This window comes from Pseudomonas paraeruginosa, assembly GCF_003025345.2.
Lineage (GTDB): Bacteria > Pseudomonadota > Gammaproteobacteria > Pseudomonadales > Pseudomonadaceae > Pseudomonas > Pseudomonas paraeruginosa.
The window spans coordinates 3,836,281-3,848,464 of the sequence record NZ_CP020560.1; the positions used below are offsets into that span (position 1 = coordinate 3,836,281).

Genomic DNA, 12,184 nt, shown 5'->3' on the forward strand with positions numbered 1-12,184 from the left:
CAGGGCATTCTAGCCGAGCATCCGGCGGCTTCCGTACCGTCCGTCACGCACGGTCGCGCTTCAGAGCGCTGCGTCGGCGCGCTGCCGCTTGACCCGGCGCCAGGTCGAGGGCGAGGCGCCGGCCAGCCGGAGAAAGATCCGCGAGAAATGCGGCTGGTCGGAAAAGCCGCAGGCGACGCCGATCTGCGACAGCGGTTCGTCGCTGCCCAGCATCAGCTCCTTGGCCCTGTCGACGCGCATGCGCATCAGCCATTCGTGGGGCGACACACCGGTGCTGCACTTGAAGGCCTTGGTGAAATAGCTGCGCGAGAGGCCGCACTCCTCGGCCAGGCGCGCCACCGATACGCCCTCGCTCAGATGCCCGGCGATCAGCTCCTTGGCCCTGCGCAATTGCCAGGGCGCCAGGCCCTTGCCAGTACAGGCCGGGACCGGGGTCGAGGCGAAGCGATCCTGGACGTGGGTCAATAGCGCCAGCATGACCTGTTCGATGAACAGCTCGTTGCGCTCCCCCGCCCTGGCGAAGCTGGGCAGCAGCGCCAGGGCCAGGTGATAGACCACCGGGTCGTCGACGCCGATGATCCGCTCCGGTTCGGCGGACATGCGCTGCCCCTCTTCGTAAAGAAACTCCTTTATCGAAGCGCGCGGCAACATGAAGCGGACATTGTCGTAAGTTGCCCGGTGCTGGCACTTTATTTCATCGCCAAGATAGGCGATGGAGATACTTTTCTGCGGATGACCGCCATCGAATACCAGTTTTTTTCCATTCCAGAGACGGTGGGAGTTGAAGTCGCGCAACTGAACGATGACGGAAAACGAATCGGCACAAGGAATATGGATGACCTTGTCCGGATCGGGAGTCGTCTCACTGTTGCGAATCAAGGCGTATCCCTCTCCCCTTATGATGTTCCCTGGCGTGGACTGGTCGCTCTTTGTTCTGTCTACGGCAACAGTCATGACTCCCCCTGATTCCATGCGCCTGATGATCTGCTGAAATATTCACTTTCGACGCGATACAGGACGCACGAAAGCTCCCAGAGATTAATCCGAGGGAGCCTTTCGGGGAAATCGAACCCGACGAAGGTAACTAGAAGATTACAATCGCATTACGCGATAATTATAACGTTCAACCCTTTTCCTTTTCCGACGGGCCAGCGACCTGGTCGAGGCGATGCCGACCCGGTAGTTGCCCCAGCACATGGCCGACCGAACCCGCCTTGTCGCAGGCCGAGGCGAACGCGCAACCGCCGAGCAATTGCTTGCCGACCGGGATGACCTGCTCGCCGAGCAGGATGCCGAGCAACCCCACCAGCGCCACCAGCGGCGGAGCCGGCGAACGCACCTGCAACAGGCTGTAGACGATCCCCACCAACAGTCCGGCGCCCAGCGACAATACGTAGAGCTTCATCTTCGTTCTCCTTCGCGGCCGTGCCGCCCGGCGGGCCGGAGCGGCACGGCCGGCATTCACTTGGCCGGATTCGGGCCGATGCGTTCGCCGTGGGTCACCCGCTCGGGCGCCTTGTGCACCATGGTGTAGGCGTAGTCCACCCCCATCCCGTAGGCCCCGGAATGCTCCTTGGCGATGGCCATCACGGCGTCGTAGGTATCCCGGCGGGCCCAGTCGCGCTGCCATTCCAGCAGGACCTGCTGCCAGGTCACCGGTACCGCGCCGGCCTGGACCATGCGGTCCATGGCGTACTTGTGGGCGTCGCTGGAGGTGCCGCCCGAGGCATCGGCCACCATGTAGATCTCGTAGCCGCCCTCGAGCATGGCGCAGAGGGCGAAGGTGGTGTTGCAGACCTCGGTCCACAGCCCGGCGACCACGACCTTCTTGCGCCCCGCGGCGGCCAGCGAGTCGCGCACGTTCTGGTCGTCCCAGGAGTTCATCGAGGTGCGCTCGAGGATCTTCTGCTCGGGGAACACCGCCAGCAGCTCCGGATAGGTCGGGCCGGAAAAGCTGTCGGTTTCCACCGTGGTGATGGTCACCGGGATGTCGAACACCTTCGCCGCCTTGGCCAGGCCCACTACGTTGTTCTTCAGCGTCTGGCGATCGATGGACTGTACGCCGAATGCCATCTGTGGCTGCTGGTCGATGAAGATGATCTGACTGTTCTGCGGAGTTAGAACTTCGAGATAGTGGCTCATGATTGTTTCCTGACGACGAACGATTAATTCCAGCTGTTGCGCACAACAGCACGCGGGCCAACGGACAACTTTCCGTGGCCGACCAGACTATGAAGCATGGATATTAAAAAAAACAAACCTTTCGAGAAAATAAATCGCCGAACGACAGTATCCGTGAAAGTTGAACAGCGTTATTGAAAACATTCAGCACATAGATACAAAAAGCGCACATCGAGACAATAGGAACAGGACTCTCATCCAGCACAATCGACAGCCCGCCCAATAACAAAAGTGCCTATCAAGTTCAGGATCGGGCTCGCGCCTTATCTGGACTCTATTAGCAGAAAGTTGCGCTTGCAGGAGGACGCGTCATTCGGGAAAGCCGCTCTTTCGTCCCGCACGTTTCCTGCCGCACCTATCCTGTCCGGTGGCTTCTCTCGCCGCCGCCTTCGCTGACCGATTCCGCCCCGTCGCCAGGAGCACGCCATGAGCCACGATCCGCCGAGCAAGAACCGCCGCCATTTCCTCGCTACCAGTTCGGTGCTGGGCGCCGCCGGGGCCCTGTGGTCCGCCCTGCCCTTCGCCGACGCCGCCAGCCTTTCTCCCGCAAGCAACCCAGGAGGTTCCATGACCGCCGACCTGATCCTGCACAACGGCCGCTTCCACACCGTGGACCGCGACAACCCCAGCGCCACCGCCGTGGCGATCAAGGACGGGCGCTTCCTCGCCGTCGGCAGCGACGCCGAGGCCATGCTCCATCGCGGCAGCGCCACCCAGGTCATCGACCTGCGAAAACGCTGCGTGATCCCCGGTCTCAACGATTCGCACCTGCACCTGATCCGCGGCGGCCTCAACTACAACCTGGAGCTGCGCTGGGAAGGCGTACCGTCGCTGGCCGACGCCCTGCGCATGCTCAAGGCCCAGGCCGAACGCACGCCCAGCCCTCAGTGGGTGCGGGTGGTCGGCGGCTGGAACGAATTCCAGTTCGCCGAGAAGCGCATGCCGACCCTGGAGGAACTGAACAAGGCCGCGCCGGACACCCCGGTGTTCGTCCTCCACCTGTACGATCGTGCCCTGCTCAACCGCGCCGCCCTGCGCGTGGTCGGCTACACCAGGGACACGCCCAACCCGCCTGGCGGCGAGATCGTCCGCGACAGCAGCGGCGAACCCACCGGCATGCTGATCGCCCGGCCCAACGCGATGATTCTCTACGCCACCCTGGCCAAGGGACCGAAACTGCCGCTGGAATACCAGGTCAACTCCACCCGCCAGTTCATGCGCGAGCTCAACCGCCTCGGCCTGACCAGCGCGATCGACGCCGGCGGCGGCTTCCAGAACTACCCGGACGACTACCAGGTGATTAGCGAACTGGCCGACCATGGCCAGCTCACCGTGCGCATCGCCTACAACCTGTTCACCCAGAAACCCAAGGAAGAACTCGCCGACTTCAAGAACTGGACCGGCAGCGTCAAGTACGGCCAGGGCAGCGATTTCTTCCGCCACAACGGCGCCGGCGAAATGCTGGTGTTCTCCGCCGCCGACTTCGAGGACTTCCTCGAGCCGCGCCCTGACCTGCCGCGGAGCATGGAGCAGGAGCTGGAGCCGGTGGTCCGCCACCTAGTGGAACAGCGCTGGCCGTTCCGCCTGCACGCCACCTACGACGAGTCGATCTCGCGGATGCTCGACGTATTCGAGAAGGTCGACCGCGACATCCCGTTCAATGGCCTGCCCTGGTTCTTCGACCACGCCGAGACCATCACCCCACGCAACATCGAACGGGTCCGCGCGCTCGGCGGTGGCATCGCGATCCAGGACCGCATGGCCTTCCAGGGCGAGTACTTCGTCGACCGCTACGGCGCCAAGGCCGCCGAGGCCACCCCGCCGATCCAGCGCATGCTCGCCGAGGGCGTGCCGGTGGGCGCCGGCACCGACGCCACCCGGGTCTCCAGCTACAACCCCTGGACCTCGCTGTACTGGCTGGTCAGCGGTCGTACCGTCGGCGGCATGGCCCTGTATCCGCAGGGCCTGCCGCGGGAAACCGCGTTGCAACTGTTCACCCAGGGCAGCGCCTGGTTCTCCAGCGAGCAGGGCAGGAAAGGACAGATCAAGGTTGGCCAGCTGGCCGACCTGGCGGCGCTGTCGGCGGACTTCTTCAGCGTCGAGGAAGAGGCCATCAAGTGGATCGAGTCGGTGCTCACGGTGGTCGACGGCAAGGTCGTCTATGCCGCGGCCGAGTTCGACAAGCTCGGTCCGCCGGCGCCGCCGGTGCTGCCGGACTGGTCGCCGGTGGCCAAGGTACCCGGCCACTGGCGGCAAGGCGCGCCGCTGACCGCCCAGGTCCACCAGTGCGTCGGTGCCTGCGCGGTACACGCCCATGAGCACAACCGCGCGCGCCACTCCAACGTACCGGTGAGCGACTTCCAGGGCTTCTGGGGCGCGTTCGGCTGTTCCTGCTTCGCTTTCTGACGTACCCGGGCGGGCCCTTCGCGGCCCGCCTCGCCCGGAGTTTTCCCGATGATCCGCGTTCGACCGGTCGGCCGCCTGGCCCTTTTCCTGGCGCTGGGCGGCACCTCGCCGTGCCACGCCGCGGCCCAGGAACCCAAGGCGCCCGAGCTGCTGGAGTGGCGCCTGCTCAACCGCAACTACTTCCTTTACAACGACTATCGCCGCGCGGACGCCGGGCGCGGCTACCGCAAGGAATGGGCACACGGCCTGATCGCCGACCTGGAGTCGGCCTATACTCCCGGCCGCATCGGTTTCGGCCTCGATCTCCACGGCTTCGCCGGCTTCAAACTCGACGGCGGACGTGGCCATGCCGGCACCGGCCTGTTGCCGCTGGACTCATCCGGCGATAACGCCAGCGAGTATTCCGACGCCGGCGCCGCACTCAAGCTGCGGCTCGGCGAGAGCCTGCTCAAGGTCGGCGAAATGACCGTCGAGACCCCGGTCTTCGACACCAGCGACAAGCGCCTGCAACCCCAGTACGCCAGGGGCTTCTTCCTGCAGAGCGACGACCTCGACCGCGTGCGGATCCAGGCCGGGCGCTTCACCGCCTTCAAGGAACAGGCCGCCAGTTCCGGCCATGGCGACTTCGACGGCTACGGCGCGAGCACCGCCGGCAGCGCCATCGGCTTCGCCGGCGCCAGCCTGGCGGCCAGCGACGACCTGAGCGGCTCGCTGTTCGCCGCGCAACTGGACAACGTCTGGCGCCAGGTCTATCTCAACATGAACCTGCAACGTGCCGCGTTCAGCCTGGATGGCAACCTCTATCGCACGCGCGACCAGGGCCGCAGCCGGGCCGGCGCGATCGACACCCTGGCCTACAGCCTGCAACTGAAGTACCGCGTCGGCGCACAGGGGTTTTCCCTGGCCTACCAGCGTGTCCACGGCGACACGCCGTTCGACTTCGTCGGAGGTGACTCCATCTACCTCGCCAACTCGATCAAGTACGCCGACTTCAACGGCCCCGGCGAGCGCTCCTGGCAGGCCCGCTACGACCTCGACCTGGCCCCGTTCGGCCTGCCGGGGCTGAGCTTCATGGCGCGCTACGTCAGCGGCCGCGCCATCGACGGCAGCCATGCGCCGGCCGGCGGCGCCTACAACCCGCTGGCCGCCGATGGCCGCTATCGGCCCCTGCAGGGCAGCGGCGGCAAGCACTGGGAGCGCGACCTCGACCTGCGCTACGTGTTCGCCTCGGGCCCGCTCAAGGACCTCTCGCTGAACGTCTCGCACCTCAGCCACCGGGCCAACGCGGCCCAGGCCGGCGACGACATCGACCGCCTCTACCTGATCGTCGAATACCCCCTCAAAGGCTCGCTCTGACATGAACGCACCCGCCGCCTCCCCTTGGAGTCCCCTGCGCCAGACCACCTTCCGCTGGCTGTGGCTGGCCAGCATCGCCTCCAACATCGGCACCTGGATGCACGAGGTGGGCGCCGGCTGGCTGATGACCTCGCTCTCCGCCAGCCCGCTGAACGTGGCGCTGGTGCAGGTCGCCGGCTCGCTGCCGATGTTCTTCCTGGCCCTGCCGGCCGGCGCCCTCGCCGATATCGTCGACAAGCGGCGCTACCTGCTCGGCGTGCAATTGTGGATGGCGTTGGTGGCCACCCTGCTGGCCAGCCTCACTCTGCTCCAGTCGACCAGCGTCTGGCTGCTGCTCGGCCTGACCCTGTGCATGGGCATCGGCACCGCGCTGATGATGCCGGCCTGGAGCGCCACCACTCCGGAACTGGTGGGCAAGGACGAACTGCCGGCGGCGGTGGCGCTGTCCAGTGTCGGGGTCAACCTGGCGCGGGCGGTCGGCCCGGCCATCGCCGGGGTGCTGGTGAGCCTGGTCGGCCCCTGGCTGACTTTCGCCCTCAACGCCCTCTCCTTCTTCGTGGTGATCGCCGTGCTGCTGGCCTGGAAACGCGAGGCCGTGCCCTCGGTGCTGCCGGCGGAACGCCTGTTCGGCGCCCTGCGCGCCGGCTGGCGCTACAGCCGCAGTTCAAGGCCGCTGCAAGCGGTGCTGGTGCGCGCGGTGGCGTTCTTCCTCGGCGCCAGCGCCGGCATGTCGCTGCTGCCACTGATCGTGCGCGGCGAATTGCAGGGCAACGCCATGGACTTCGGCCTGCTGCTGGGCAGCGTCGGCGTCGGCGCGGTGCTCGGCGCCGCGTTCCTGCCGCGCCTGCGCGAACGCCTCGGCAGCGACCGCCTGGTGCTGCTCTCCAGCGTGCTCTACGCGCTGGTGCTGGTGGCCCTGGCGCTGCTGCGCAACCTCTATTTGCTGGTGCCGGTGATGCTGCTCAGCGGCGCGGCATGGATCGCCGTGCTCTCCAGCCTGCAGGTCGCCGCGCAGACCTCGGTGCCGGCCTGGGTCCGCGCCCGCGCGCTGGCGGTCTACATCCTGGTGTTCTTCGGCAGCATGGCCGCCGGCGGCGCCCTGTGGGGTCTGGTCGCCAGCCACCTGTCGATCACCTTCGCCCTGCTCTGCGCCAGCGCCGCGCTGCTGCTCGGCCTGTTCGCGTCGCTGCGCTGCCATCTGCCGGTCACCGCGGCCGAGGACCTCGCGCCGTCGCTGCACTGGCCGGCACCACTGGTCGACGAAGAGGTGGACCAGGAACGCGGCCCGGTGATGGTCACCCTCGAGTACGACATCGACCCGCAGGACGCCGCGGCATTCCAGGCGGCGATGGTCGAGGTGCGCGCCATGCGTCGGCGCAACGGCGCGGTGTCCTGGGGACTGGTCCAGGACAGCGGCAACCGTCGCCTGTGGCTGGAGTTCTTCATCGATGAATCCTGGCTGGAACACCTGCGCCACCACCAGCGGGTGACCCGCGGCGAGTTGCGGGTCGAGGCCGCCGCCCGGCGCTTCCAGAGCGCCGGCGTCGAGGTGCGTATCCGCCATTACCTGCACGGCGCGGCGCGCTAGGCCGGCGCGACACGGTCGTCGCCCGCCGCTGGCGCTGCCGCGCGCAGCTGTTATCCTGCTCCCGGTGGCGCCACAAGGACGGTGGCCGGCAGCGATGCCGCGCACCCACGGCGCCGCGAATGCAACCCACAGGGAAGTCCACGCATGTCCTACGACTACGAGAAAACCAGCCTCACCCTCTACCGGGCGGTATTCAAGGCCAACTACGAGAGCGACGTCGGTCGCTACCTGCGTCCCGACAAGGAGCTCGCCGAGGCCGCGGAAGTCGCCCCGCTGCTGCATCCGACCTTCGACAGCCCCAGCACCCCCGGCGTCCCCGCCCGCGCGCCGGACATCGTCGCCGGCCGCGACGGCCTCTACGCCCCGGACACCGGCGGCACCTCGGTGTTCGACCGCGCCGGCGTGCTGCGCCGCGCCGACGGCGACTTCGTGATCCCCGACGGCACCGACATCCCGCCGGACCTGAAGGTGAAGCAGGACAGCTACAACAAGCGCCTGCAAGCCACCCACTACACCATCATGCCGGCCAAGCCGATGTACCGGGAGGTCCTCATGGGCCAGCTGGACAACTTCGTGCGCAACGCCATCCGTCGCCAATGGGAAAAAGCCCGTGGGCTCTAGGAGTGAACCATGAACCTGAAACCCCAGACCCTGATGGTGGCGATCCAGTGCGTCGCCGCGCGCACCCGCGAACTCGACGCGCAGTTGCAGAGCGACGATCCGGAGAACGCCGCTGAACTCGAACAGCTGCTGGTCGGCTACGACCTCGCCGCCGACGACCTGAAGAACGCCTACGAAGAAGCCCTGGCGCAATACAGCGGCCTGCCTCCCTATGACCGGCTGGTCGACGACCCGGCCGCCTGAGGCCACGGGCCAGACGGCCTCGGCCTGCGCCCGCTCCGGCGCTCAGGCGCGGAAATGGCTCGGCGGCTGTCCGCTCCAGCGCTGGAAGGCGTGGCGCAGGCTGGCGGTCTCGCTGAAGCCGAGCGCCTCGGCGATCCGGTAGATCGGCATGTCGCCGCTCTGCAACAGCTCCTTGGCACGGGCGAAGCGCAGCTCGTCGAGCAGTTGCTGGTAACTGGTGCGTTGCTGCTGCAGGTGCCGGCGCAGGCTGCGCGAGGAGCAGTTCAGGCGCCGGGCCAGTTCCTCCAGGCCGGGCGGATCCTGCAGGCGCTCGGCGAGGATCGCACGGACCCGGTCCAGCCAGGCGCGACGCGCGGCCAGGTCGATGTTCTGCCGCCGGCACTGTTCGAGCATCTCCCGGTGGGTCACCGGGTCGGCCAGCGGCAACGGGCGCTCCAGCCATTCGGCGGCGAAGCCGATGGCGCTGCGTTCACGGCCGAAATGCAACGCGCAACCGAAGCCGTCGACGTAGGCCCGCGCCATCGCCTCGTCGCCGGCATAGTCGAAGGCCGCCTCCAGCAACGGTAGCGGCTGGCCGAGCAGGTCGGCGCAGGTGACCTTCAGCGAGCCCAGGCACAGTTCGGTGTTGAACGGCCGCAGCGCCTCGTCCTCGCCGTAGCCGGTGGCCACCAGCCAGGCACGGCCGTCGGCGATCTCCAGCGACAGGTGGAAGTAAGTACCGAGCAGCACCGGGTAGCTCAGGCCGATGCGCAGCGCCTCGCCGAGGGTCGGCGCGGAGAGCAGCGCGTAGCCGAGCAGGCCGTAGGCGGAGATCCGCGTGCGCAGCCCCAGGCGCAGGCCCAGCGCCGGTTCGTCGCTCAGCCGGCAGGCGTTGGCAAACACCTGCTGCTCCTGCCAGGGACTGATCAGGCGCCGCAGGTCGAGCAGGTCGGCGGGGGTGATGCCGCTGCCTTCGAGCAGTTGCTCGCGGGCGAAGCCTTCCTTCTCCAGCAGGGAGAGGGTCAGGGTCGACATATGCAGCGAGTTGAGCCAGGTGGCGCGGGAGAAGGTCGAGTCGATCATGGCGTTTCCATCGTTACCGGTGGCCGCGCCGCATTGTTACCGCACGGGCGAGGCAGGACAGCTTAAGCAAGTTGCGCGCCGTCGTGCCTGTCGCTCGTCCCGCGCAACGCGCCTCAGCCCCGCGAGAGGAAGCGCATGCCCTCCTCCAGGCCGCTCAGGGTCAGCGGATACATCTGTTCCTTGACCAGTTCGCGGACCAGTCCGGTGGACGCGGTGTAGTTCCAGGTGTCCTTCGGATAGGGGTTGATCCAGATGAGCTTCTTGTACTTCTCCATGAACCGCTGCATCCAGACGTAACCGGCTTCCTCGTTCCAGTGCTCGACGCTGCCGCCGGCCTGGGTGATCTCGTAGGGCGCCATCGCCGCGTCGCCGACGAACACCACCTTGTAATCCGGACCGTACTTGTGCAGCAGGTCGAAGGTGGCGGTGCGCTCGCTGCTGCGGCGCAGGTTGTTCTTCCACACCGACTCGTAGATGAAGTTGTGGAAGTAGAAGTACTCCAGGTGCTTGAACTCGGTCTTGCACGCCGAGAACAGCTCCTCGCAGACCTTCACGTGGGCGTCCATCGAGCCGCCGATGTCCAGCAGCAGCAACAGCTTCACCGTATTGCGCCGTTCCGGGCGCATCTGGATGTTGAGCAGGCCGGCGTCCTTGGCGGTGTGGTCGATGGTGCCATCGATGTCCAACTCCTCCGCCGCGCCCTCGCGGGCGAACTTGCGCAGGCGGCGCAGGGCGATCTTGATGTTGCGCGTGCCCAGTTCGACCTGATCGTCGAGGTTCTTGTACTCGCGCTGGTCCCAGACCTTGGCCGCCCTGCCCTGGCGCTTGCCGGCGTCGCCGACGCGGATGCCCTCCGGGTTGAAGCCGCCGGAGCCGAACGGGCTGGTGCCACCGGTGCCGATCCACTTGTTGCCGCCGGCGTGCCGTTCCTTCTGTTCCTCGAGGCGCTTCTTGAACTCCTCGATCAGCTTGTCCAGGCCGCCGAGGGACTGGATCTGCGCTTTCTCCTCGTCGCTCAGCAGACGCTCGAACTCCTTGCGCAGCCATTCCTCGGGGATCAGCGCCTTGAGGTGGTCGTCGAGTTTCTCCAGGCCCTTGAAGTAGGCGCCGAAGGCCCGGTCGAACTTGTCGAAGTGGCGTTCGTCCTTGACCATGATGGTGCGCGCCAGGTAGTAGAACTCGTCCATGTCGGCGAACACCACGCGGTGCTTCAGCGCGTCGATCAGGTCGAGCAGTTCGCGCACCGAGACCGGCACCCTGGCTGCGCGCATTTCGTTGAACAGGTTGAGCAGCATGGCTGCGACCTCGTCTGTTGTCCGTTGATCCCGGCGCGCGGGCGCCGGTCAGTATTGATCTTCCTGCGGCAGGTCGTCGGCGATGGTGTACCAGTCGGCCTTCGAGCCTACATAGATATGCCGCTGCGGCACCTCGCCCAGCGGCGAGTCCAGCGTGCCGAGGGCGATCGAGGTGGACGCCGGGTCCTCGTCGCCGCCGAGCCACTGCAGGTTCGAACCGCAGTGCCGGCAGAAGGTCCGGGTGATTCCGGGCGAGGAGTGGTACTCGGCCACCGCGTCCTCCCCGGCGACATAGCGGAACGCTTCGCGGCGCAGGTTGCCGTAGCTGGCGAACGCCGCGCCGTGGGCCTTGCGGCACTGGCTGCAATGACAATGGCTGGCCGATTCGATGGGCGCGTCGATTTCATAGCGTACCGCGCCGCACAGGCAACTACCGCTGAGCATGGGATGTCCCTCCGCTGTCTGCCGCCGCCGCTGCCGGTCCTCTCCAGGGAAAGGGCCGATCCGTTCAGCGACTGGCGCGGCGGCTCATGAACGCCAGGCGCTCGAGAAGCTGCACGTCCTGCTCGTTCTTCACCAGGGCGCCGGCCAGCGGCGGGATCGCCTTGGTCGGGTCGCGCTCGCGCAGCACCGCTTCGCCGATCTCGTCGGCCATCAGCAGCTTCAGCCAGTCGACCAGCTCGGAGGTCGAAGGTTTCTTTTTCAGGCCGGGCACCTTGCGCACGTCGAAGAAGATGTCCAGCGCCTCGCTGACCAGCGACTGCCTGATGTTCGGGTAGTGCACGTCGACGATCTTCTGCAGCGTCTCGCGGTCGGGGAAGGCGATGTAGTGGAAGAAGCAGCGGCGCAGGAAGGCGTCGGGCAGTTCCTTCTCGTTGTTCGAGGTGATGATGATGATCGGGCGCTGCTTCGCCTTGATGGTTTCGTTGGTCTCGTAGACGTAGAACTCCATCTTGTCGAGTTCCTGCAGCAGGTCGTTGGGGAACTCGATGTCGGCTTTGTCGATCTCGTCGATCAGCAGGATCACCCGCTCCTCGGCCTCGAAGGCCTCCCAGAGCTTGCCCTTCTTGATGTAGTTGCGCACGTCGTGGACCTTGTCCACGCCCAGCTGCGAGTCGCGCAGACGGCTCACCGCGTCGTACTCGTAGAGGCCCTGGTGGGCCTTGGTGGTGGACTTGATGTGCCAGGTGATCAGCCTGGCGCCGAAGGATTCGGCCAGTTGCTCGGCGAGCATGGTCTTGCCGGTGCCCGGTTCGCCCTTCACCAGCAGCGGCCGCTGCAGGGTGATGGCGGCGTTGACCGCGAGCTTGAGGTCGTCGGTGGCGACGTAGGACTGGGTGCCTTCGAACTTCATCAGGAAATCCTCGAACGGTAACGCCCTGGCGGGAAAACCGGGCAGTTCAGTATTGTTTGAAAACCCGACTATAACGCG

At 66.4% G+C, this 12,184-nt stretch carries 12 protein-coding genes; 5 read left to right on the forward strand and 7 right to left on the reverse strand.

The genetic code is table 11. The features are described from left to right. Window positions 1-60 precede the first annotated feature (60 nt). From B7D75_RS18105 to B7D75_RS18115, 3 genes are all read right to left on the reverse strand, one after another. A complete protein-coding gene (locus B7D75_RS18105) occupies window positions 61-954 on the reverse strand; it encodes a helix-turn-helix domain-containing protein (RefSeq protein ID WP_079976497.1) in 894 nt (297 codons plus the stop codon). Between the two features lie 169 nt (window positions 955-1,123). Continuing rightward, window positions 1,124-1,405, reverse strand: a complete 282-nt coding sequence (locus B7D75_RS18110; RefSeq protein ID WP_003153940.1) for a XapX domain-containing protein — start codon at window positions 1,403-1,405, stop codon at window positions 1,124-1,126. 56 nt (window positions 1,406-1,461) lie between these two features. Continuing rightward, window positions 1,462-2,142, reverse strand: coding sequence for a hydrolase (locus B7D75_RS18115; protein ID WP_012076484.1), 681 nt, complete (start codon window positions 2,140-2,142; stop codon window positions 1,462-1,464). Window positions 2,143-2,748: 606 nt separating this feature from the next. Here B7D75_RS18115 and B7D75_RS18120 point away from each other — a divergent pair. The 5 genes from B7D75_RS18120 to B7D75_RS18140 all read left to right on the forward strand — a co-directional run bounded on the left by B7D75_RS18120 (window position 2,749) and on the right by B7D75_RS18140 (window position 8,395). Next, window positions 2,749-4,587, forward strand: coding sequence for an amidohydrolase (locus B7D75_RS18120; protein WP_107114679.1), 1,839 nt, complete (start codon window positions 2,749-2,751; stop codon window positions 4,585-4,587). A gap of 48 nt (window positions 4,588-4,635) precedes the next feature. Continuing rightward, entirely contained in the window at window positions 4,636-5,943 is a 1,308-nt protein-coding gene (locus tag B7D75_RS18125) for an OprD family porin (protein WP_107114282.1), read from the forward strand. A gap of 1 nt (window position 5,944) precedes the next feature. Continuing rightward, window positions 5,945-7,531 carry an MFS transporter gene (locus B7D75_RS18130; RefSeq protein WP_107114283.1) on the forward strand — a complete coding sequence of 529 codons (1,587 nt, stop codon included), beginning with the start codon at window positions 5,945-5,947 and terminating at the stop codon, window positions 7,529-7,531. Window positions 7,532-7,675: 144 nt separating this feature from the next. Beyond that, window positions 7,676-8,152, forward strand: a complete 477-nt coding sequence (gene tse2, locus B7D75_RS18135; RefSeq protein ID WP_034079603.1) for a type VI secretion system effector Tse2 — start codon at window positions 7,676-7,678, stop codon at window positions 8,150-8,152. Between the two features lie 9 nt (window positions 8,153-8,161). Continuing rightward, window positions 8,162-8,395, forward strand: coding sequence for a hypothetical protein (locus B7D75_RS18140; protein WP_034079602.1), 234 nt, complete (start codon window positions 8,162-8,164; stop codon window positions 8,393-8,395). A 42-nt stretch (window positions 8,396-8,437) separates the two neighbouring features. Here B7D75_RS18140 and B7D75_RS18145 read toward each other — a convergent pair whose 3' ends face one another. From B7D75_RS18145 to B7D75_RS18160, 4 genes are all read right to left on the reverse strand, one after another. Then, on the reverse strand, window positions 8,438-9,457 hold the full coding sequence (locus B7D75_RS18145; RefSeq protein ID WP_034079601.1) for an AraC family transcriptional regulator: 1,020 nt from the start codon (window positions 9,455-9,457) through the stop codon (window positions 8,438-8,440). A gap of 113 nt (window positions 9,458-9,570) precedes the next feature. Next, entirely contained in the window at window positions 9,571-10,752 is a 1,182-nt protein-coding gene (locus B7D75_RS18150) for a vWA domain-containing protein (protein WP_012076492.1), read from the reverse strand. A 48-nt stretch (window positions 10,753-10,800) separates the two neighbouring features. Further along, window positions 10,801-11,196 (reverse strand): GFA family protein, encoded by a 396-nt coding sequence (locus B7D75_RS18155; RefSeq protein ID WP_107114284.1) that lies wholly within the window; start codon window positions 11,194-11,196, stop codon window positions 10,801-10,803. A 64-nt stretch (window positions 11,197-11,260) separates the two neighbouring features. Then, window positions 11,261-12,106 carry an AAA family ATPase gene (locus tag B7D75_RS18160; RefSeq protein WP_003152210.1) on the reverse strand — a complete coding sequence of 282 codons (846 nt, stop codon included), beginning with the start codon at window positions 12,104-12,106 and terminating at the stop codon, window positions 11,261-11,263. Window positions 12,107-12,184: the final 78 nt, after the last annotated feature.